The 21955-nt window shown below is 63.5% G+C and carries 13 protein-coding genes; 6 read left to right on the forward strand and 7 right to left on the reverse strand.

The window, feature by feature from the left end; translation table 11 throughout:
- The first annotated feature begins 78 nt into the window (after window positions 1–78).
- A complete protein-coding gene (locus AT984_RS10305) occupies window positions 79–1722 on the forward strand; it encodes an alpha-amylase family glycosyl hydrolase (protein ID WP_058720022.1) in 1644 nt (547 codons plus the stop codon).
- A 6-nt stretch (window positions 1723–1728) separates the two neighbouring features.
- A complete protein-coding gene (locus AT984_RS10310) occupies window positions 1729–3648 on the forward strand; it encodes a glycoside hydrolase family 13 protein (protein ID WP_058720023.1) in 1920 nt (639 codons plus the stop codon).
- Window positions 3649–3705: 57 nt separating this feature from the next.
- On the opposite strand, the gene malQ is transcribed toward AT984_RS10310, so the two are convergent.
- The 5 genes from malQ to AT984_RS10335 form a co-directional block, all read right to left on the reverse strand.
- Window positions 3706–5223: a 4-alpha-glucanotransferase gene (malQ, locus tag AT984_RS10315; RefSeq protein WP_058720024.1), complete on the reverse strand. Its 1518-nt coding sequence runs from the start codon at window positions 5221–5223 to the stop codon at window positions 3706–3708.
- Between the two features lie 18 nt (window positions 5224–5241).
- Entirely contained in the window at window positions 5242–7425 is a 2184-nt protein-coding gene (gene glgX / locus AT984_RS10320) for a glycogen debranching protein GlgX (RefSeq protein ID WP_082679933.1), read from the reverse strand.
- Window positions 7422–8369, reverse strand: coding sequence for an alpha/beta hydrolase (locus AT984_RS10325; RefSeq protein ID WP_082679934.1), 948 nt, complete (start codon window positions 8367–8369; stop codon window positions 7422–7424). Before AT984_RS10325 ends, glgX begins: the two co-directional genes overlap by 4 nt.
- Window positions 8366–10621, reverse strand: a complete 2256-nt coding sequence (gene glgB, locus AT984_RS10330) for a 1,4-alpha-glucan branching protein GlgB (protein WP_058720026.1) — start codon at window positions 10619–10621, stop codon at window positions 8366–8368. Before glgB ends, AT984_RS10325 begins: the two co-directional genes overlap by 4 nt.
- 137 nt (window positions 10622–10758) lie before the next feature.
- Window positions 10759–13236, reverse strand: a complete 2478-nt coding sequence (locus AT984_RS10335; protein WP_058722225.1) for a glycogen/starch/alpha-glucan phosphorylase — start codon at window positions 13234–13236, stop codon at window positions 10759–10761.
- A gap of 284 nt (window positions 13237–13520) precedes the next feature.
- On the opposite strand from AT984_RS10335, the gene AT984_RS10340 reads away from it, so the two are divergent.
- The 4 genes from AT984_RS10340 (at window position 13521) to malG (ending at window position 18553) form a co-directional block, all read left to right on the forward strand.
- Complete coding sequence (locus AT984_RS10340; protein ID WP_058722226.1) at window positions 13521–14633, forward strand: ABC transporter ATP-binding protein; 1113 nt, start codon at window positions 13521–13523, stop codon at window positions 14631–14633.
- An 8-nt stretch (window positions 14634–14641) separates the two neighbouring features.
- The gene (gene malE / locus AT984_RS10345) at window positions 14642–15862 is read left to right on the forward strand and encodes a maltose/maltodextrin ABC transporter substrate-binding protein MalE (RefSeq protein WP_058720027.1); all 1221 of its coding nucleotides are present in this window, start codon (window positions 14642–14644) and stop codon (window positions 15860–15862) included.
- A gap of 1 nt (window position 15863) precedes the next feature.
- The gene (gene malF / locus AT984_RS10350) at window positions 15864–17456 is read left to right on the forward strand and encodes a maltose ABC transporter permease MalF (protein ID WP_058720028.1); all 1593 of its coding nucleotides are present in this window, start codon (window positions 15864–15866) and stop codon (window positions 17454–17456) included.
- A 206-nt stretch (window positions 17457–17662) separates the two neighbouring features.
- The gene (gene malG, locus AT984_RS10355; protein WP_058720029.1) at window positions 17663–18553 is read left to right on the forward strand and encodes a maltose ABC transporter permease MalG; all 891 of its coding nucleotides are present in this window, start codon (window positions 17663–17665) and stop codon (window positions 18551–18553) included.
- 141 nt (window positions 18554–18694) lie between these two features.
- Here the strand turns inward: malG and AT984_RS10360 are convergent, their stop codons facing one another.
- Both AT984_RS10360 and AT984_RS10365 read right to left on the reverse strand, forming a co-directional pair.
- On the reverse strand, window positions 18695–19456 hold the full coding sequence (locus AT984_RS10360; protein WP_156421981.1) for a hypothetical protein: 762 nt from the start codon (window positions 19454–19456) through the stop codon (window positions 18695–18697).
- A gap of 419 nt (window positions 19457–19875) precedes the next feature.
- Window positions 19876–21891 (reverse strand): alpha/beta hydrolase family protein, encoded by a 2016-nt coding sequence (locus AT984_RS10365; protein ID WP_082679935.1) that lies wholly within the window; start codon window positions 21889–21891, stop codon window positions 19876–19878.
- Window positions 21892–21955 lie beyond the last annotated feature (64 nt).

A 21955-nucleotide genomic window follows, 5' to 3' on the forward strand; every position in this document is an offset into this window, starting at 1 on the left:
CCATTTGCAAGTAATTTACCTACTTATCCAAGAAGGAATGTCATGCCAGTTTGCTGCCCGCCCACAGCCCCCAGCCTCATGCCGCGCTGGCCAGCTGCCGCCTTGGCCGCCAGCCTGCTGAGCTTGAGCGGCCTCGCTTCACAGGCGCAGGCAGAAACCAGCAAGGCAGCTGCAGTTGCGCACAGCAAGGCCGCCGCAGCGCCAGCCTCGCCCGCTGGCCGCATCCAAGCCAAGCGCGACTGGCGCCAAGGCAGCTTCATGGAAATCTTCGTGCGCGGCTACCAGGACAGCGACGGCGACGGCATCGGCGACCTGCGCGGCCTGACCCAGCGCCTCGATTACTTGCAAGACCTGGGCATCAGCGGCATTTGGTTGATGCCCATCACCCCCAGCGCCGACCGCGACCATGGCTACGCCACCACAGACTATCGCGGCATCGAAGCCCAGTACGGCAGCATGGCCGACTTTGAAGAACTGCTGCGCCAAGCCCACCGGCGCGGCATCGGCGTGATCGTCGACTACGTCATCAACCACAGCGCCGCCGAGCACCCCTTCTTTCAAGAGGCCGCAGCCGACCGCAACAGCCCCTACCGCGACTGGTTTGTGTGGCAAGACCCGGCACCCACCGGCTGGGACATCTGGGGCAAGAACCCCTGGTATGCCAACGCAGCCGGCGGCCACTACTTCGCGACCTTTGGTGCGCCGATGCCGGACTTCAATCTGCGCAACCCGGCCGTGGTGGACTATCACCGCGCCAGCATGCGCTTCTGGCTGGACAAGGGCCTGGACGGCTTCCGCCTCGACGCCGTGCCGCACATGATCGAAAACGACGCCGTGCGCTGGAACGACCAGCCCGAGAGCCGCCAACTCACCCTGGAATTCCAGCAGCTGATCAAGTCCGCCCCGCGGCGCTACAGCGTGTGCGAAGCCACCGCCAACCCGCAAGCCTATGCCGACGCCAAGGTCTGCGGCAGCGCCTTCGCCTTTGGCCTGCAATACGAGGTGATCAAGGCCGCCAAAGGTGAGCCCAAGGCGATTCAGGCGGTAGCCGACTATTTCAAGACCGCACCGCTGAGCATGGCCACCATGCTCAGCAACCACGACATCTTTGCCGGCCAGCGTCTGTGGGACCAAATGCAGGGGCAAACTCAGCCGGCCAAGCGCTACAAACTGGCGGCGGCTACCTATCTGCTGCAACCCGGCATTCCTTTCATTTACTACGGCGAAGAGATCGGCATGGCCGGTGTTCCGGGCCTGGAGGGTGACGAGCCCTTGCGTGCGCCCATGAGTTGGACGGCGGATGCCAAGGGTGGCTTCAGCCCGCCGGACAGCAGTAGCAGCAGCCCGCCCTTCCGCCCGCTGGCCCCCAACCGCCTCAGCCACAATGCCCAAACCCAGGCACAAGACCCCGACTCCATCCTCAACTTCTACAAAGCCATGCTGCAGCTGCGCAATCAGCACCCCGCGCTGACACAGGGTAGCTATGCCCAGCCGCGGGTCCAGGGTCAGGTCTTGCGCTTTGAGCGGAAGCACGGCGCCGAGCGCGTGCTGGTGGCCATCAACTATGGCGAGCAAAAAGCCACACTCAGCCTGCGCGAGCTGAAGCCAGGCACCCGGCTGGCGCCGCTTTACCCGGCAGGCGCTGCGTGGCTGAGCGCCAAGCCCCTGACGCTGGCGCCTTTGTCGCTGCAGGTCTATCGCCTTCAAACCCCCAAGCACTGATACGCCATGCCACGTCTATTTGCTTTATTCCTGCGCCGCTTGCGCAGCGCTGTGCTGCCGGCGCTGCTGCTGAGCCTGGGCGCCAGCGCCGCCCTCAGCGCCAGTGCGCAGGACCCTGCCGCCACTGCCCCGCGCGCCGACCGCATTGAGCCGCCATCCTGGTGGGTTGGCATGGCCGAGCCACGCCTGCAGCTGATGATCCACGGCCCCGGCGTCAGCGCCTTGCGCCCGGCGCTGGACTACCCCGGCGTGCGCATTGCCGCCGTTCAAACGGTGGCCAGCCCGAACTATCTGTTTGTGGATTTGGATATCTCGCCCCAGGCCCGGCCGGGTGAATTGCCGCTCTTGCTGCAGGCTGCGCAAGGCAGCCAAGCGCCATTGCGAATCAACTATTCACTGCGCCCCCGCACCCCAGGCTCGGCCCAGCGCTTGGGCTTTGGCCCCAAGGACGCCGTCTACCTGCTGGTGCCGGACCGCTTTGCCAAAGCAGGCGCCAGCACCGCCCCGGCCGGCATGCGCGAGGCCGAGCAGCGCAGCGATCCGAACGGGCGCCACGGCGGCAATCTGGCGGGCCTGCGCCAGCATCTGGACTACATCGCCGGCCTGGGCTTCACGCAGATCTGGCCTACCCCGCTGATCGAAAACAATTCGCCCAAGGCCAGCTATCACGGCTATGGCGCGACTGATTTCTACCGCATCGACCCGCGCTTTGGCAGCCAAGCCGACTACCTGGCCTTGGTGAGCGAGGCTCGCGAGCGCGGCCTGGGCGTGATCCAAGACATCGTGCTCAATCACATCGGCAGCAATCACTGGTGGATGGCCGACTTGCCCGCGCCCGACTGGCTCAACCAATGGCCTGCGTATACCCAGACGCAACATGCCAGAAGCACCTTGCTGGACAGCCATGCCGCGCCGAGTGATCGCCGCTTGTTCACGAACGGCTGGTTCGTGCCCGAGATGCCCGACCTCAACCAGCGCCATCCCCTGCTGGCCAACTACCTGACGCAGATGAGCGTTTGGTGGGTGGAGCAAGCGGGCCTGTCTGGGCTGCGGGTTGACACCTTCTCTTACTCCGACAAGCAATTCCTGGCGCGCTGGTCGGCCCGGCTGATGCAGGAGTATCCGAACTTCAATTTGGTCGGTGAGGAATGGAGCCCCTCGCCCGCCATCGTGGCCTACTGGCAGCGCGGCAAACGCAATCACGATGGTTATCAGACCGCCATGCCCAGCATGATGGACTTCCCCCTGCACGGCGCCTTGCTGGCCGGGCTGACGCAAGACGTGTCCTGGGAAGGCGGCCTCAACAAGCTCTACGACGCCCTGGCTCACGACTTCCTCTACCCCGACCCGGCCCAGCTGATGCTGTTCACCGGCAATCACGACACGCCGCGCCTGTTCACCGCACTCAAGTCCGACCCGGCGCTGTTCAAGATGGCGATGCTCTACTTGGCCTCGGTGCAGCGCATTCCGCAGTTCTTCGCCGGGGACGAGTTGCTGCAAACCAGCCCGGCCCAGCGCGATGACGGTGCCGTGCGGGCCGACTTCCCCGGTGGCTGGGCGGGCGACGTGGTCAATGCCTTCACCGGCCAAGGCCTCAACCCCGCCCAGCGCGAGGCGCAGGACCTGGTGCGCCGGCTGATGAACTGGCGCAAGCAGTCCACGCTGGCACAGCGCGGTGAGTTGATGCACTACACCCCCAAGGACGGCAGCTATGTGCTGTTCCGCCATCTGCCCGGGCAGAGCCGCAAGCTGATGCTGGTGTTCAACAAAAACACGGCCCCCATCAGCCTGGACACCCGTCGCTTTGCCGAGATGCTAACGCCACAATCGAGCGGCACCGATGTACTCAGTGGCGCGCGCCATGCCCTGGGTCAGACTTTGCAAGTGCCCGCGCGCAGCGGCCTGCTGCTGGAGGTGGACAACTAAACAAAAAGGCCGGGCCTGAAAACAGGCCCGGCCCGGCTGAACTCAGCCCAGCAAGGATCAGGCCGGCAAGTTCAGCAAAGCCAGCGGTGCACGCCCGCTGGCCGCACTGATCAAGCCCAGCACGCGAGCCGACTCGCTACTGACCATCTGCCAGGTGAAGCGCCAGCCCCAGTTGCCACCCAGCACGCCGGGCACATTCATGCGGTGCGCGCTGTCCAGGCCCAGCACATCCTGCATCGGGAACACCGCCATATTGGCGACCGAATTGCAGCAGGCGCGGATCATCGCCCAGTGCACATCATGGGCGCCGCAAGCCAGGTAGGCGCCAGCGAAAGCGCGCTCACGCGGGTTGGCCTTGTCCCACCAGCCGCGCACCGTGTCGTTGTCATGCGTGCCGGTGTAGGCCACACATTCACGCGGCCACATCTGCGGCAAGAACTCATGTTGGCCATCGCCGCCAAAGCCGAACTGCAAAATCTTCATGCCAGGGAAGCCACAGCCCAGGCGCAGAGCGTGCACATCCTCGGTGATGAAGCCCAGGTCTTCGGCCACGATGGGCAAAGTGCCCAAGGCCTTCTCGATGGCTTCAAACAGCGCCCGACCTGGCCCTGGCAACCAGCGACCCTGCTTGGCATCTGGGCTGCTGGCGGGAATCTCGTAATAGCCGGCAAAGCCACGGAAGTGATCAATGCGGAACACATCGGCCTGGCTCAAAGCCCGGCGCACTCGTGCCGTCCACCAGGCATAGTCCTCGGCTGCCATGCGATCCCAGCGGTACAGCGGGTTGCCCCAGCGCTGACCCTGCGGGCCTAGATCATCGGGCGGCACGCCGGCCACGACGGTGGTCTGGAAATTCTCATCCAGCCAGTAGAGATCGGGCCGTGACCAGCAGTCCGCGCTGTCATGCGCCACAAAAATGGGCAAGTCGCCCATGATGAACACGCCCTTGCTATTGGCATAACGCTTCAATTCAGCGCTCTGCAAATCGAACTGCCACTGCACAAAGCACCAGAATTCGAGCTCGGCCGCATAGTCCTTACGCACTTGGGCAATGGCGGCGGGCTCGCGCCGCGCCAGCGCAGGCTGCCATTCCCACCAAGGCTGGCCACCCAGCGGAGCGCGGATGGCCATGAAGAGCGCATAGTCATCCAGCCAGCTTTGCTGCTCGGCACACCACTGCGTGAAGGCTTGCCGGTCGGCCGCGCTGGCGCGGGCCGCAAAGCCGGCCGCCGCCGCACGCAGCTGCTGTTCACGCCAGGGCAGCACATCGCCGTAATGCACATGCAGCGGGTCAAAGCCGGCCGCAGGCAGGCTAGGCTGGGCCAACCAGCCCTTGGCGACCAAGGGCTCCAAAGCCACCATCCACTGGCTGCCAGCGAAGGCCGAGACGCCTTGGTAAGGGCTGTCGCCCGGGCCGATGGGCGTGGTGGGCAGCAGCTGCCAAATTTTTTGACCGGCCGAAGCCAGCCAGTCGACGAAATGAAAGGCCGCCAGGCCGAAGTCCCCCATGCCATGCGGGCCGGGCAGCGAGGTGATGTGCAGCAGCACACCGGCGGAGCGTTGATTGAGGTTCATGGTCTCAGGGCTTTCTTCTCAAACATGGCGCAGCACCAGGAGGCTGCGCGCGGGAACATTCAGGTGGGTGATGGGCTGAGCTATGGGCTGAGCTGTGAGCTGAGGGCTGGTCTGAACAGCCGATATTGGCATGGTCGTCTCATCCAACGGCAACTCGCCACTGCTATCCAGAACCAGGCGCCACGCCCCCAGGCCAAAGGCAAAAGCCTGCGGCTCGGGCTCGGGGTTGAACAAGACCATTAGTCGCGGTGCAGCCGCAGCCTCTGCCGCCTTGCGCGCCTCAAAAAACACGGCTGCAAAAGCGGACTGTGAAGCATCGAACCAATCGTGCTGCTGCATCTCCGCACCGCGTGGCGAGAACCAGCGCAAGCTGGGGGCCGAGGCCTGAGTTGCATCTGCAGAAGCCGCGGCGAACCACTGCTCATGCCGCAGCAAGGGCTCGGCGCGGCGAAGGGCCAGCAGCGCGGCGACAAAGGCTTGCGTGTCGCTCTCAGCCTGCGCCCAGTCCAGCCAAGTGATGGCATTGTCTTGGCAGTAGGCATTGTTATTGCCGCCCTGGCTGTTGCCGATTTCGTCCCCGGCGCAAAGCATGGGCGTGCCCTGGGCCAGCAGCAAAGTGGCCAACATGGCGCGGCGCACCCGCAAGCGCGTGGCGTGAATGGCGGCGTCCTCGCTCGGCCCCTCATGGCCGAAATTGGCGCAGAGTTCGCCATCGCGGCCATCGCGGTTGTTCTCGCCATTGGCGTGGTTGTGCTTGTGCGAATAACTCACCACATCGGCCAGCACATAACCGTCATGCACAGAGACAAAATTCACCGAAGCGGTGGGTCGGCGCGCGCCATGGTGGAACAAATCGCTGGAGGCCATGAAGCGCCGCGCCAACTCGCCCCGGCCAACGCTGGGCTGCTGCGAGCGCAGCCAATAGCCGCGCACCGCATCGCGGAACTTGTCGTTCCAGTCCAGAAAGCGCCCGGGGAAGCGGCCGACCTGATAGCCCTCATGCCCGGCATCCCAGGGCTCGGAGATCAAATGCACCTGGGCCAGCACCGGGTCCTGGCGCAAGGCGGTGAAGAAGGCGGCTTGCGGGTCAAAGCCATGGTGCGTGCGCCCCAGCACCGGCGCCAGATCGAAGCGGAAGCCATCCACGCCCATCTCCGTCACCCAGTAGCGCAGCGAGTCCAGCACCAACTGGGCCACGCGTGGGTGAGCGCAGTTCAAGGTATTGCCGCAGGCGCTGACGTTTTCATAACGGCTCTTGTCATCTGACACCAAGCGGTAGTAGCTGCGGTTGTCCAGCCCTCTCAAACTCAAGGTCGGGCCGAACTCATTGCCCTCGGGCGTGTGGTTGTAGACCACATCCAGCACCACCTCCAGGCCTTGCGCATGCAGCTCGCGCACCATGGCGCGGAACTCCTCCCGCACGGCGGCCGGGTCATCGCGATGGGCGCGCTGCGCCAGGCGCGGGTCGGGGCTGAAAAATCCGAGGGTGTTGTAGCCCCAGTAATTCGGTTTGCCCAAATCGGCCAGGTGCGGCTCATCGATATGAAAGTGCACCGGAAGCAAAGACAAGGTGGTGACACCCAGGGCTTTCAGATGCGCCACCGAGGTGGGATGCGCCAAGCCGGCATAGCTGCCACGCAGGGCCTCGGGCACCGCTTGCAGCTGCTGCGAGAAGCCCTTCACATGCACTTCGTACAGCACCAAGTCGGCTGTCGCATGGCGCGGCGCGTTCAGGCGCGGGCTGCTCACAGCCGGCAAGGCCTGCGCCACCCTCGCCTTCAGCGCTTGCAAGGCGTTGTCGCGGGTGTCGAAGGAGCGCGGGCCGTCCGGGTGGCCCAGCTCATAACCATGCTGCTCCGGCGCCAAGGCGAAGTGGCCGACGATCTCGCGGGCATAAGGGTCCAGCAAGAGCTTGTGGGCATTGAAGCGGTGACCCTGCTCGGGGCAATAAGGTCCATGGGCGCGCAGACCGTAAACGAGACCTGCACCCAAGCCCGGCAAAAAGCCGTGGAAGACCCCGTCATCGGGCCCCAGCAAGGCGTAGCGGCGCAACTCGCGCTGACCAGCGCCATCAAAGATACACAACTCAATGGCCGTGGCCGATTCGGAGAAGACAGCGAAGTTGACACCGCCGTCGCGCGGCGTGGCGCCCAGCGGCTCATGACGGCCGGCTTGCAAACATTCAGGCAAATGGCGACTCATGCGCGAGGCTCCAACAAAAAACGTAGCGGCTGCGCCAAACGGCTAGACCAGGCGCGCTCGTTGTGCCCCTGACCCTCGAAAACCCGACTCAGGACCCGAGGCGGTTTGTGCCCCAGTTCCACCATCAACGCATCAACCTGGGCCTGCGCCTGATCGTAGAGCGCATCAAGTTCCACCGTGCCGCGATCCATATACAGCCGGCATTGGCCGGGCGGAGGCAGCTTGCGCCGCAGATAGGCCAAAGCCGCAGCCGGAATCTCGGCATTGCGTTCATGGCCGCCAATCCAGTGGGTGCTGAGCGCCGCGGCAGCACCAAAGACTTGCGGGTACTCGCACAAGCCATAAATACTGATCATGCCGCCCATGCTGGAACCCATCAAAAAGGTGGCATCACGCCCACGCTCGGTGGCACAACGCGCATCCACAGCGGGCTTGAGTTCTTCCACGATGAAACGCAGATAGGCATCAGACAGGACTTCCGATTTCAGCCGCTCGGCCCGGTAGTGCTGCGTGACGGGCGAGTCAGGCAAAGCGTCGGCATAGGCCTTGGGGAAGAACTCCGCATGGCGATGCTCGGGGCGGTTCCAGATGCCCACGACGATGAAGTCGCGCAACTGGCCCGCTGCGATCATGGGCGCGGCGATCTGGTCCACACACCATGCCTGGCCGTTCCAGGTGCTGCGCGGATCGAACAGCATCTGGCCGTCATGCATATAGAGCACGGCATGCGGACGGCGGCCGTCATAGCTCGGTGGCAGCCAGACTTCGACCGGGCGCGCCGGCACAAACTGAGAAGGGAATGCCGACCAGCGCTCCAGCCGGCCCGATTGCACCTGCTGCTCGCTGGCACCGGGCGCTGTGGGCGCCACGCTAGCGGCGCCCAGTGCCATGCCTCCTGCCAGCGCCGAGGCGGCAAGCACGCAGCAATCGCGTCGAGTAATCATTGGGATGCAAGTCCTTCAAGGGCAGTTGGACCCTTGGGCACCGCCGCCAAAAACAAGGTCGCCAGCGGCGGCAGAGTCAGCTCAAGATAGCCGTCACGCGCGAGCAGCTGTGCATCGAGATTGCCCAGATTGCTGCCGCCGTAATGTGCGGAATCGGTGTTGAGAAGCTCCCGCCAAGCCTGTGATGAATCAAAGCCTTTGGGTAATGGCAGGCGGTAGCCTGGGCGTGGCAGCGGCGTGAAATTGCAGACCACCAGGACCGTGGCGCCGGCCCCAGCACCGGCTTCCACCGCGCCCTCCTCATGCCTTGCCCAGGCCAGCACAGACTGCTCGCGGTCCTCGGCCTGCAGCCACTCAAAGCCAGCCGCCTCGCAGTCCAGGCGGTGCAGCGCAGGCGTGTTGCGGTAAAGCTGATTCAAGTCGCGGATCAGGCGCTGCACGCCGGCATGGCGCGGGTCTTCCAACAATTCCCAGGGCAAGGACTTGGCCTCGTTCCACTCGCTGCTCTGGGCAAATTCCTGGCCCATGAAGAGCAGCTTCTTACCCGGGTGGCCCCACATAAAGCCGTAGTAGGCGCGCAGATTGGCGAACTTCTGCCAGGCGCTGGAGTCGCTGGCGTCGCCAGGCATCTTGCCCAGCATGCTGCCCTTGCCATGCACCACTTCGTCGTGCGAGATCGGCAGAACAAAGTTCTCGCTGAAGGCGTAGACCAGGCCGAAGCTCATCTTCTCGTGATGCCAGCGCCGATGAATCGGGTCTTCCTGCATATAGCGCAAGGTGTCGTTCATCCAGCCCATATTCCACTTGTAGTGAAAACCCAGGCCGCCGGCATAGGTGGGCGCCGACACGCCGGGGAAGCTGGTGCTTTCCTCGGCCACGGTGATGGCGCCCGGGGTCTCGCTGCCGAGCACTTCGTTCATTTTTTTCAGCAGCGCGATCGCCTCCAGGTTCTCGCGGCCGCCCAGGGCATTGGGAACCCATTCACCGGGCTGGCGTGAATAGTCGCGGTAGAGCATGGAGGCCACCGCATCCACCCGCAAACCGTCCACGCCCCAACGCTCAATCCAGTACAAGGCATTGCCGACCAGGAACTGGCGCACCTCGGCACGGCCGAAGTTGTAGATCAGGGTGTTCCAGTCTTGGTGGAAACCTTCCTTGGGGTCGGCGTACTCGTACAGATGCGTGCCGTCGAACTGGGCCAGGCCATGCGCATCGATCGGGAAATGCGCCGGCACCCAGTCCAGCAGCAGCCCCAGGCCACGCGCATGGCAAGCCGCCACAAAGCGCGCAAAACCCTCGGGCGGGCCGAAGCGGGCCGTTGGGGCATAAAGCCCCAAGGTTTGATAGCCCCAGGAGCCATCGAAGGGATGCTCGCTGATGGGCATCAGCTGCACATGGGTGAAGCCCAGCTCGGCGGCGTAACTTGGCAACTGCTCGGCCAGCTCATCCCAGCTGGGGAAGCGTGGGCCACCGTCGGCCGCACTGCCTTGGCGCCAGGAGGCGGCATGCACCTCGTAGATGCTGATGGGGGCCTGGCGCGCGTTGGCAGCGGCACGGCCAGCCGGCAAAGCGGTGGGGGCCGGCAGCGTGCCCACCACGCTGGCATTGTCCGGCCGCAGCTGGGCGGCAAAAGCAAACGGGTCGGCCTTCAGCGGCAGCAAGCCGCCCTGGGCATCCAGCAACTCGAATTTGTAGAAGTCCCCGGGCGCCGCATGGGGCACGAAGATCTCCCACACGCCGGCGGTGTGGCGCAAGCGCATGGCGTGGCGGCGGCCGTCCCAGTTATTGAACGAACCCACCACGCTGACCCGCCGCGCATTGGGCGCCCAGACGGCGAAGCGCACGCCGCTGACCGAACCCAGACTCAATACATGGGCGCCCAGCACGGTGTAGGGGCGCGGATGCTCGCCGCGCGCCAGCAAGGCCAGATCCTCATCGCTGAGCTGGGGGCCGAAGCCGTAGGCATCGGCATAGACCTCGCTATGCCCGTCCGCCCACTGCACTTGCAGCCGGTAGTCAAAGCGCTGCTTGCGGCGCAAGGCCTGGCCCTCGAAGAAACCGGCCGCATCGCGCTGGGTCGAGCTCGCGATGCGGCGGCCGGTCTTCGCGTCCAGCACCGTCACCGCCTGCGCGCCGGGCAGCAAGGCGCGCAGCCACAGCCGGCCCTGCGCATCGGCGTGCAGACCCAGCACGCTGAAAGGGTCGGCATGTTGGCCGTTCAGCAAGGCCTGGAGATCGGTGGAGGCAAGCATCGCGCGGTCTGTCCCTTCTCTTTTGCTTCTTGTCGCCCTCAATGCGGCGCCGTCATCTTCACCGCAAGGCGGCCAGCCGAGCAAGTGCAGGCTGGCCAAAAATCAGGCCAAAAAGCAGGCCAAAAATCCGCCCATCATCAAGCCAAACTCTCACGCGACCACACCCGCGCCACATACTCCTCGATCGTGCGGTCCGACGAGAAGGCGCCCATGCCGGCCACATTGAGGATGGCGCGCTGGCTCCAGGCGGCAGGCTGTTTGAACAAGGCATCCACCTCGGCCTGCTTGGCCAGGTAGTCGGCAAAGTCGGCCATCAGCATATAGACATCCTGGCCCAGCAGCTTGTCGACCAGCACGCGGTAGCGATCGCGGTCGCCGAAAGAGAAGGCGCCGTTGGCGATGGCCTCGATGACGGCCTTCAGTTGCGCATTGCTCTCCACATACTTGCGCGGCTCATAGCCCTGCTGCTTGAGCTGGGCCACCGCCTCGGTGCGCAGGCCGAAGACAAACATATTCTCCACGCCCATGGCCTGGGCCATTTCGATATTGGCGCCGTCCCAGGTGCCGATGGTCAGCGCGCCGTTGAGGGCGAACTTCATATTGCCGGTGCCCGAGGCTTCGGTGCCGGCAGTGGAAATTTGCTCCGACAAATCGGCCGCCGGGATGATGATCTCGGCCAAGCTAACGCCGTAATTGGGCAGGAAGACCAGCTTGAGCTTGTCACCCACGCGCGGGTCGCTATTGATGACGCGGCCCACATCGTGCGCCAGCTGGATGATGGACTTGGCCATGTGATAGGCCGAGGCCGCCTTGCCGGCGATGACCACGGTGCGCGGGGTCCAGTCGGCCTGCGGGTTGGCAACAATCGCCTGGTAACGCGCGATCACATGCAAGATATTGAGCAGCTGACGCTTGTACTCGTGGATGCGCTTGATCTGCACGTCAAACAAACTGTCCGGGTTCAGCGCCACGCCCAGCTGGCTGCGCACCAGATCGGCCAGGCGCTGCTTGTTGGCGCGCTTGACGGCCAGGAACTGCGCGCCAAAGCCCACATCAGCCGCCAAGGGCTTGAGCTGCTGCAGTGCCATCAGGTCTTGGCGCCAAGTGCTGCCGAAGCGGCCATCGATCAGGGCCGACAAGCTGGGGTTGCATTGCTGCAGCCAGCGGCGCGGCGTCACACCATTGGTGACGTTATGGAAGCGGTCGGGGAAGAGGCGATGGAAGTCGGAAAAAATGGTTTGCACCATCAGCTCTGAATGCAGGGCCGCCACGCCGTTGACGCGGTGCGAGGCCACGATGGACAAGGCTGCCATGCGCACGCGGCGCTGGCCACCCGAACCGGCGCCATGGCCTTCGTCGATCAGCGAGACCCGCTGCAGCAAGCCGGTGTCGCCGGGGAAGCGCTGGGCCACCTCGGTCAGGAAGCGTTGATTGATCTCATAAATGATTTCCAGATGGCGCGGCAGCAGTTGCTCGAACATCTGCACCGGCCAGGTTTCAAGCGCCTCCGGCATCAGGGTGTGGTTGGTGTAGGACACGGCCTGGCGGGTGATGGCCCAGGCCTGATCCCAGCCCAGGGCATGCTCATCGACCAGCAAGCGCATCAGCTCGGCCGGGGCCAGCGCCGGATGGGTGTCGTTCAAATGGACGGCATTGCGCAGGCCCAGCTCATGCAAGGGAGCGCCCTCGCGCAGATGGCGGGCGATCAGGTCTTGCAAAGAGGCGCTGGTCAAGAAGGCCTCTTGCTTGAGGCGCAACTCGCGCCCGGCCTCGGTGCTGTCGTCCGGGTACAGCACCCAGTTCAGCGCGTCGGCGGCGACGCGGTGGCGGGCGGCGCCCATGAAGTCACCTTCGCAGAAGGTGGCGAAGTTGATCGGTGCAGCGGCACTGGCATGCCACTGGCGTAGGGTCGAGACCCGCTCGCTGTGGTGGGCCGGCACGATGAAGTCATAGGCTTGCGCCTCCAGCACCTCGGCCGGCTGCCAGCGGCGCGCGCCGCCGTCTTCCACCACCACCCGGCCGCCGAAACCGACGTGATAGCGCAGTTCAGGGCGCGGCACTTCCCAGGGCTGACCCAAGCGCATCCAGTCGTCCGGCATTTCAATCTGGCGGCCGTCTTGAATGCCCTGGGCGAACATGCCGTACTGGTAGCGCAGGCCGTAACCGAATGAGGGCAAGCCCAGCTCGGCGAAAGAATCCAAGAAGCAAGCCGCCAGGCGGCCGAGGCCACCATTGCCCAGCGCCATATCGGGCTCGCGTTCCAGCACATCGCTGTACTGCAGGCCTTGGGCGGCCAGCAGTTCGCGCAGATCGCCGTCCAGACCCAACGCAGCCAGGGCGTTGGAAAGCGCACGGCCCATCAGGAATTCCATCGACAGGTAATGCACCCGGCGCACCGGCGCATCGGCGCCACGCTTGGCGTCAGCCAATTGGGTCTGCGCCCAGCGCAGGGCCAGCACATCGCGGGTGGCGGTGGCGGCGGCGCGCAAAGCGGTCTGCGCGCTGGCCGTGCCACCGGACAGGCTCATCTCGCGCTCAAAAGCACTGGCAAAGGCGGCGCGCAGCGCGGCGCGTGCTTGGGCTTGGGTCTGTTGGGCTGGTGTTGCTGAAGTCATGGCATCCATCGTGGTCAAAACCCTGGTCTTGAGAATCATGCTTAATCCCGGCCCTCGCCGCCTGGCGAGGCAAGGCCTCACAGCCTCCGGCTGGAAGCTTTGTAGCCAGTATCGCTGACGGCAGAAGATTTGTGTAGTTTCACTACATGCAAAACAACAAATCCCAGCAACAGGCCCTTGATCTTATTTATGCACAGTTCAAATCTGCCGGGTAATTGCTGTTGTTCAACTACAAAGCAAACGTTATATTCGAGCCAAAGAGAACAATGACTGGAGACAGCAGCGTGGCAGATGTTCAGCTTCAAGGCGTGGCCAAGGCTTTCGGCGATGTGACGATTTTTCAGGGCATCGACCTGCATATCCGGGACGGTGAGTTCATGGTTTTCGTCGGCCCCTCGGGCTGCGGCAAGTCCACTTTGCTGCGCTCCATCGCGGGGCTGGAAGAAATCACCGGCGGTGAGTTGCGCATCGGCGGGCGCGTCGTCAACGATGTGCCGCCGGCCGAGCGCGGCATCGCCATGGTGTTCCAGTCCTATGCGCTCTACCCGCATATGAACTTGTTTGACAACATGGCCTTCGGACTCAAACTGGCCAAGGTGCCCAAGCCAGAGATCGAAAGCGCCGTGCGCAATGCCGCCAAAATTTTGCACATCGAGCATTTGCTGGATCGCAAGCCCAAGGACTTGTCGGGCGGCCAGCGCCAGCGCGTGGCCATTGGCCGCGCCATCGTGCAAAAGCCCGATGTATTCTTGTTTGACGAACCGCTCTCCAACCTCGACGCCGCCCTGCGCGTGCGCATGCGTTACGAGTTCGCCAAGCTGCATGAAGACCTGAAGACCACCATGGTCTACGTCACCCACGATCAGGTGGAAGCGATGACGCTGGCGGATCGCATCGTGGTGCTGTCGGCCGGGCGCATCGAGCAAGTCGGCACGCCGCTGGAGCTGTACGAGCACCCCGACAACCTTTTTGTGGCCGGCTTCATTGGCTCACCCAAGATGAATTTCATCGAGGCGGAAGTCGTGCAAGGCCAGGCAGACGAGGTGCTGCTGCGCCTGGCCGGTGGCGCATCCATCCGCGCCCTGGTGGATGGCAGCAGCGCCAAGCCTGGCGACAAGGTCAGCTTAGGCATCCGCCCCGAGCACTTTATGGTGGGCGCCACTGAGAATGTGATCCAGGCCACCGTCACCTTTGTGGAGTCCCTGGGCAGCGCCACCCATGCCTACTGCGCCTTCCCCGGCGTGGAAGACGCGCTGACCTGCGAATTCGACGGCCGCACCAAGATCCGCACCGGCGACACGCTGAGCCTGAGCCTGCCGGCCGAGGCCTGCTATGTCTTCAATGCCCAGGGTCAGGCCTTGCGCCGCCAGGGCTGGTCCGCCGAGGTGGCCGCATGAAGAGGGCGATGCACGCGAGAGCGCGAACCGCTTGTTTCGTTCCAGCACTGACATCGGCACTGACCCTGGCCTTGGGCTTACCTGCCCAGGCGGCCACGGCCGGCGCGCAGTCCGACCTGAAACTGGTGGTCTGGATCAATAGCGACAAGGGCTACAACGGGCTGCAAAAAGTGGGCGACGCTTTTGCCGAGAAGTCCGGCGTCAAGGTCACGGTGGAGCATCCCGTCGACGCGCCCGACAAATTCAGCCAAGCCGCCGGGGCTGGCAAGGGACCAGACATTTTTTGCTGGCCGCATGACCGCGTGGGTGAATGGGCCAAGAGCGGCCTGATCGCACCGGTGCGCCCGAACCAGCGCATCAGCAGCGAAGTGGAAGCCTCGGCCTGGCAAGCCTTCGCCTATCGCGGCAAGACCTGGGGCTACCCCATCGCCATCGAGGCCATCGGCCTGATCTACAACAAAGCCCTGGTGAAGACGCCGCCCAGTACTTTTGACGAAGTGATCGCCCTGGACCAGCGCTTGGTCAAGCAAGGCAAGAAGGCGATTTTGTGGGACTACAACAAGAGCTTTTTCAGCTGGCCCTTGTTCGCCGGCGCAGGCGGGCAGATCTTCCCCAAAGATGCGCAGGGTGAGTACGACACGGCCAAAGTGGGCGTCAACAACGCCGGTGCGGTGCGCGCCGGGCAAATGCTGGATCAACTCATCCGCAGTGGCGTGATGCCCAAGGGCGCCCGCTATGCCGAGATGGAAGGCGGCTTTGCCCGCGGCGATGTGGCCATGATGATCTCCGGCCCCTTCGCCTGGGACAACGCGCGCCGCGCCAAGATTGATTTCGGCGTGGCACCCATTCCCGCGGTCGTCCCCGGCCAACCCAGCCGGCCTTTTGTGGGCGTGCTGGGCTGCATGATTGCCGCGCCCAGCAAGGTCAAGGACGTGGCGCGCGAATTCATCGAAAACCACTTGATGCGAGTCGACAGCCTGAAGACCATCAATGCCGATGTGCCCCTGGGCGTGCCGGCCAACAAGGCCTTCTACGCCGAGCTGGCAGCCGACCCGGCTATTCGCGCCTCGATGGAGAACGCCCGCCTGGGCCAGGCCATTCCCAATATCCCCGAGGTGGGCCGCTTCTGGACCGCCATGGACGCGGCGATGGAAGCCATCAGCAACGGCCTGCAATCCCCCAAGGACGCGCTGGACGGCGCGGCCGCACGCATGACGGTGGGCAAGTGATATGACGCGGACAAGCAATAGCAACTCAAGCCAGGCCGGTAGCAGTAACAGCACCAGCAACTTGCTGAAATGGCCGCTGGTGGCGACCCTGGCCTTGGCCGGGCTCTACCTAGTTTTCAATATTTACGCCGCCGGCCAACTCTGGTGGGCGCTGGGGCTGCTTGTGCTCTTGGGCAGCGCCATCTTTGTCTATCTGGCCAAGATCTCTTTTGCCTATCGCTACCTCTATCCGGGCTTGGCAGGCATGGCGATTTTTGTGGCCTTCCCGCTGCTGTACACGGTGCAGATTGGCTTCACCAATTACTCCTCCAGCAATCTGCTCAGCCAGGAGCGGGTGCGCAGCTATCTGTTGGAGCAAACAGCACCGGATGACGCTCACCTGATGAGTTACTCCCTGCACGCCGACGGGCCGCAATACCTGCTGGCGCTGCGCCCGCTCAGCCCCATGGGTGAGCTGGGCGAGGTGACTTTTGTGTCCGGCCCATTGGCCTTGATGAACACCCAGGCTCCCGTGCGGGTGAGCATGAGCGCGCCCACTGCCTCTACCCATTTGGCACCTGCCCTGCCGCTGAAAGAGGTGCTCAAGCACCGCGATGTACTGATGAGCTTGGTGCTGAGCCTGCCCGAGGGCGCGGCGTCTCATGGCACCGACCTGCACTACCTGGGCGTTAGCGAATTCGGTCCGCTAAACCGGCTCTGGCAAACCAACCCGGACGGCTCACTCACGCAGGCGTCCGATGGCGCCATCTACCACACCAATGGCGAGACCGGCTTTTTCGAAAACGCCGCCACGGGTGAGCGCCTGCAGCCCGGCTTCAAGGTGTTTGCCGGCCTCAAGCATTACCAGCGCATGGTGATGGACCCGGACTTCCGCGGCCCCTTCTTTTCGATCTTCTTGTGGACGGTCAGCTTCTCGGCGCTGACCGTGCTCTTCACCCTGCTGATCGGCATGGCCCTGGCGGTGCTGCTGAACTGGGAAGCTTTGCGTTTTCGCACCACTTACCGCACGCTTTTGTTCTTGCCCTATGCGGTGCCGGGCTTCATTTCTATTCTGGTGTTCAAGGGTTTGTTCAACCAGAACTTCGGCGAGATCAACGCCATTCTGGACAGCTTGTTTGGCATCAAACCGGCCTGGTTTGCCGACCCCGCGCTGGCTCGCAGCATGCTGCTGATCGTCAACACCTGGCTGGGCTACCCCTACATCATGGTGCTGTGCACCGGCTTGCTGAAAGCGATTCCTGCGGACCTGTATGAGGCCTCGGCAATTGCCGGCGCCGGGCCGCTGACCAACTTCTTCAAGATCACCGCGCCCTTGATCGCCAAGCCGCTCACGCCTTTGCTGATTGGCATCTTTGCCTTCAACTTCAACAATTTCGTGCTGATCGCCTTGCTGACCGATGGCCGGCCTGACTACCTCAACACCAAGGTTCCCGCCGGGCAGACCGACATTCTGGTCAGCTACACCTACCGCATCGCCTTCCAAGATTCCGGCCAGGACTTCGGGCTGGCAGCGGCGGTATCGACCGTGATCTTCCTGATGGTGGCAGCAATGTCACTGATCAATCTGCGCTTGATGCGCGCGAACTCAAGGTAAAGGTATTGCGTGACAGACCGCCCGAGTGAGCGAAGCGAACGAGTAGCTCTGTCACCAACTGATTAGAGATTTGCGTGACAGACCGCCCGAGCGCGCGCAGCGATTGAGTAGCTCTGTCACCAACCAATTTTTTGACTTGTGTGACAGACCGCCCGAACGAGCAACGCGAGTGAGTAGCTCTGTCAGCAACCGAGTAGAAAGCAAGCATGGCCATCGTCACCAGTAAAACCCAAAAGTGGCGCGTCCTCGGCGCCCATGCCCTGCTGTGGGCGCTGATCGGCATCACCATCTTCCCGCTGCTGGCGGTGATCTCGATCTCGCTGCGGCCAGGCAACTTCTCCACCGGCAGCTTGATCCCGTCGGAGATCAGCCTGGAGCATTGGAAGCTCGCACTCGGCATTCCCTACCAAAGCGCCGATGGCAGCCTGATTCAGCCGCCCTTCCCTGTGCTGCGCTGGCTCTGGAATTCAATCAAGATTGCCACCATCTCGGCGCTGCTGATCGTGGCCATCTCCACCACCGCCGCCTATGCGTTTGCGCGCCTGAAGTTCCGCTTCAAAACGCCCATCCTCAACAGCATGCTGTTGCTGCAAATGTTCCCGGCCGTGCTGGCCCTGGTGGCGATTTATGCCATCTTCGAAACCATCGGCCAGTACCTGCCTGGCCTGGGCATCGAAACCCATGCCGGCCTGGTGCTGAGCTATATGGGCGGCGTGGCCATGCATATCTGGACCATACGCGGCTACTTCGAAACCATCCCCGTGGAGATCGAGGAATGCGCCAAGGTGGACGGCGCCACCCATTGGCAGGCTTTCCGATATGTGCTGCTGCCCATGGCCGTGCCCATTTTGATGGTGGTCTTCGTGCTGGCCTTCATCGGCACCATCATCGAGTACCCGGTGGCCTCGGTGCTGCTGCGTGAAGAGGCCAATCTGACCCTGGCCGTGGGCGTCAAGTACTACCTCAACACCCAGCGCTTTTTGTGGGGCGACTTCGCCGCCGCCGCCGTGCTCTCGGGCCTGCCGATCACGCTGGTGTTCTTAGCCGCGCAGCGTTGGATCGTCTCAGGCCTGACGGCCGGCGGCGTGAAGGGCTAGGCGAGTCAGGGCGCGAATGCCGGGAGTCGGCGCGCGGAACTCGCGCCCCTCCCCGACTGCGGATGCAAGGACCAAGCCTGCAAGGCATCAGCGTTGTGATGCCTTGCAGGGCGCTGGCGTTAGTTCAAGATCAAAACGACATCAAGGCGTGATCAAGGACGCCTCGTCATTTCGGGTATCGGCGTCGCCTCGGGCTTCCACCTTGCCAGAAAAAATGAGGCCTGCCGTCTCGCCCGGATTGAAGGTGTAAGGCAAGGTGAACACCAAGGAGCCATCCTTGGGCAGCAGGAGCACGCCCATGGATTTGTCATTGAGCGAGCTCGGGCACTCGGCGCCGCCTGCGGCCACGCAAGTCATCGCCCCCAGCACCGGCGTCTTGGAAGAGATCTGGTTCAAGGTCAGGGTCACTCTCTTAGCGGCGTCAGGGCCGCTATTGGCCACGGTCACCACATATTGGAAACTGCCGCCAGCCGGCACGGAGGCAGTCGGCCCGTCGAGCTTGATGCTCACGTCGTTGGTATAGGCCTTGAAACCCACCGACTGCTTGCTGCTCGACAAGCTGGTGCCGCTATTCGTGCTGGCTTCGGCGGACACATTGACTGGGCCGCTGGTGCCGAGCTTGACGGTGCCGGAGACATCAAAGACCAAGCTCGCGCCGGGCGCCAGATTGCTGATGGTCATGCGCGAGCCCAGGGTCGGGCAAGCGGTCGCGGCGCTATCGGACTTGCACGCAGAGACCTGGAAGCGCTCCAGCAGCGCGTCGGCGCTGATGCTGACATCGGTAGACGCCGCTGCCGCTTTGCCGATATTCGAGACTTTGACCGTGGCCACCGTCTGCGAAAAGCCCGAAGGCACGTCCGGTCCGGGCAAGCCCATGGTGACCATCAACTCAGGCGTATCCACCGGCGGCGGTGGGGGGGGGCGGTGTGGTGTCGCCACCACCGCCGCCACCGCCGCAGGCGCTCAAAACGAGCGCAGCACCAAGCCCAGCCAGCAAAGGCAGCGGGCGTGCAACGATATTCTTCAAAGACGCGAAGCTGCTTGTGGAACGCGAAACCATGTTTATCCCCTAGTCATTTGGTACCCGCCTAGCTGCCAAGTCATTTCGGCAAAAAAGGCGGGCTCTTGAAAGTGAGCGCGAATTTTAGTTACGCAACTTTTTAAGATCCGTTCGGCTTGAGTAGTCACATTGTGCGCATTTCGTACACGAGCTTGCAATGGTCGATCAAAGTGTTCCAGGGTGCCTGCTTGAAGCGACTCGCTTTTCCGTGTAAGGGCACAAGACAAGCCAAGCCCCAAGCAGGGATCACCCACGAAAAAACTCAGGGCGCCAGCTGCTTATCCAGAAACCCCGCAACGCGATTCCAAAAATCGATCTGATTCGCCGGTACACGCCAGCCATGGCCTTCATCGGCATAGACCACATACTCGACTTGCTCGTTGCTGGCTTTGAGCGCTTTGCTGAAGGCCTCGCCATGCACCAGGGGCACGCGCTTATCGGCGCTGCCATAGGCCAGCAGCACCGGTTGCTTGATGCTGGCGGCATGCGTCAAGGGTGAATTCGCTTTGAGCTCGGCGGCGTCCTTGACCCGGTCGCCCAGCAGCTTGGGCATGCCGTGCTTTTTGTAGGCATCGGACACATCGTCCCAGCTGACCGAATGCAACATATCCAGGTCGGTCACACCCACCCAGGCTACAGCGCAGCGGAATAGCGCCGGATCGCGCACCAAACCCATCAAAGCCGCATAACCGCCATAGCTGCCGCCGGCGATGGCGATACGCTTGGGATCGGCAATGCCTTGCGCGATTGCCCAGGCAGCGGCGTCCGCCAAGTCAGTCTGCATGGCCTTGCCCCACTGGCGCCAGCCGGCTTGGTGATGCGCCGCGCCGAAGCCTTTGCTGCCCCGGAACTGGGGCTGCAAGACCGCAAAGCCGCGCGCCGCCAGGAACTGCACTTCCGCATCCCAACGCCAGGCCGGGCCACGCACAAAAGGCCCGCCATGCACCAAGACCACCATGGGCAGATTCTTCGTGCCGGCAGCACCGGGCGGCAAGGTCAGCCAGGCCGGCAACTCCAGGCCATCACGCGCCTTGATGCGCACCATGTCCATCTCGGCCATGGCCTTGGCATTGATGTCCGGTCGCTCGCCACCCAAGCGGCTGAACTTGCGGGTCTCGCGGTTGAACAAAAAGTACTGCGTCGGCTGAATGTCGACAAAGGCTTCGATCAAGACCCAGGGCGCATCGCCCGTCCAGGGCACGCTGAGACGATTGACGGTGCGCGGCAAGACCTTGTCGATCTGTTTTTGCAGGGTCTGCATATCCGTATCCAGCCACTGGGTGACCTCAGCATCGATGGTGAAACGCAGGCCCAGCACCTTGTCCCGGCGCGCAATCACCTCGGCATCCACATCGAACTGGGGCGATTGAGCCAGGGGCTCGGCCGACCACTCACCGGTGGCGGGGTCAAGCAGCCAGCAGGCTTGCTTGTCGCGGCCACGCTGGGCGGTGACGAACAACTTGCCGTCGGCGCCGATTTGGCGCACGGCCAGCTCACCGCCTTCGGTGAAAGCATTGAACTCTGCCAAGACCTGCCACTGCCCCGTCGCGGGGTTGCGCCAGCGCAAGGCGCCCTTCTCTGCCTCCAGCGTCTGAGCGACGCGTAACTCGCCCTGCGGGTCGGCCCACCATCCGACCGAGTGCAGCGGCCCGTCTACCTCAACGCTGCGCCCCGTGCGGGTATTCAGGCGCAGCAGCTTGATATAGCCCACGCTCTTGCTGTCATAGCTCTCGGGCCGGACCACCAAGACCTCATCACCCACACGCTGGGCGGAGCCATTGAGCAAAAAGGTGTTCCAGGGCTGCAGCGACAGCGAGTCACTGCCATTGCGCGCCCACACACGCTGGCGCTCCACCAGCTGCTTGAACTCAGAGCCATCGTGCTGCACCGCAAACAAGCCCGGCGCCGCATCGATCTTGCCCTGCGGGGTTTCGCGGTCGTTCAAGTCAAACGCCAAGCGCTCGTTATTGACCCAGACGAAATTGCCCACATCGGCGGCGTCTGAGCTGTAAACCACCTTGGGCGTCATGCTCTCCAGCGTCAGCACCGTGAGCATCATGCGGCCGGCCGGCCCCATGCTGCGCATGGCCAAGCGCCGGCCGTCGGGCGAGAGGCTGGCCGCATCCATCTGCGCCGCGCGGAAGAATTTATCTGCGCTCGGCCTGAGGGGCGAAGCAGTGGCTTCAGCCGACGTTTGCGCCTGCGCCCAAGGCCATGCGGCAGCGAGCGAGGCGGCCAAGAGCGTGCGGCGCTTCAATGTTGTGAGCGAGAGAGTCATGTGAGATTCGCCTGTGAGGCTCGACAAAGGGGAGGAAGGAAGGCACAAAGAAAAAACCCCTGCG

The organism is Paucibacter sp. KCTC 42545, from assembly GCF_001477625.1.
Classification (GTDB): Bacteria; Pseudomonadota; Gammaproteobacteria; order Burkholderiales; family Burkholderiaceae_C; genus Paucibacter_A.

Coding starts and splice junctions, on each gene's coding strand:
- AT984_RS10305 (WP_058720022.1), top strand. CDS start 79: ATGCCGCGCTGGCCAGCTGCCGCCTTGGCCGCCAGCCTGCTGAGCTTG.
- AT984_RS10310 (WP_058720023.1), top strand. CDS start 1,729: ATGCCACGTCTATTTGCTTTATTCCTGCGCCGCTTGCGCAGCGCTGTG.
- malQ (WP_058720024.1), bottom strand. CDS start 5,223: ATGAACCTCAATCAACGCTCCGCCGGTGTGCTGCTGCACATCACCTCG.
- glgX (WP_082679933.1), bottom strand. CDS start 7,425: ATGAGTCGCCATTTGCCTGAATGTTTGCAAGCCGGCCGTCATGAGCCG.
- AT984_RS10325 (WP_082679934.1), bottom strand. CDS start 8,369: ATGATTACTCGACGCGATTGCTGCGTGCTTGCCGCCTCGGCGCTGGCA.
- glgB (WP_058720026.1), bottom strand. CDS start 10,621: ATGCTTGCCTCCACCGATCTCCAGGCCTTGCTGAACGGCCAACATGCC.
- AT984_RS10335 (WP_058722225.1), bottom strand. CDS start 13,236: ATGACTTCAGCAACACCAGCCCAACAGACCCAAGCCCAAGCACGCGCC.
- malE (WP_058720027.1), top strand. CDS start 14,642: ATGCACGCGAGAGCGCGAACCGCTTGTTTCGTTCCAGCACTGACATCG.
- malF (WP_058720028.1), top strand. CDS start 15,864: ATGACGCGGACAAGCAATAGCAACTCAAGCCAGGCCGGTAGCAGTAAC.
- malG (WP_058720029.1), top strand. CDS start 17,663: ATGGCCATCGTCACCAGTAAAACCCAAAAGTGGCGCGTCCTCGGCGCC.
- AT984_RS10365 (WP_082679935.1), bottom strand. CDS start 21,891: ATGACTCTCTCGCTCACAACATTGAAGCGCCGCACGCTCTTGGCCGCC.